Annotated in this window: 1 protein-coding gene; it reads right to left on the bottom strand. The window is 66.1% G+C overall.

The features are described from left to right. The coding region (locus tag PZE06_RS29285; protein WP_275792588.1) for a hypothetical protein at positions 1-221 on the bottom strand (221 nt) is incomplete at its 3' end. Positions 222-286 lie beyond the last annotated feature (65 nt).

The following is a 286-nucleotide window of genomic DNA, read 5'->3' as shown; positions in this document are numbered from 1 at the left end:
GGGGGTTCCGGTATCGCGGCGGGGGATCCCCCGCCGTCGAGGTACTCCGTGGCGGCGGCCATGTTGTCGGCGCATGCCATCTCGCTACCCGGTTTCGGCTTGGTGCCGGCGGCGAATATGAGCACCTGGCCTACTTGGTAGCTCTCGCCGATGCCGCCGTAGTAGAGGTCGCGGTCGGTGATCGTGGCGAGCACGTGGCCGCGGTATCTGGATGTCTTCACGACGTCACTTCCCGTACTGGCCGAGGGACTCGGGGTACTCGTCCTTATGGGCGGCTATCCACGCA

The sequence above is a fragment of the Robertmurraya sp. DFI.2.37 genome, from assembly GCF_029211245.1.
In the GTDB taxonomy this organism is placed as follows: Bacteria; Bacillota; Bacilli; order Bacillales; family Cytobacillaceae; genus Robertmurraya; species Robertmurraya methanolica_A.
The sequence above is the reverse complement of the archived record's forward strand: the minus strand, read 5'-3'. Positions and strand labels throughout refer to the sequence as shown.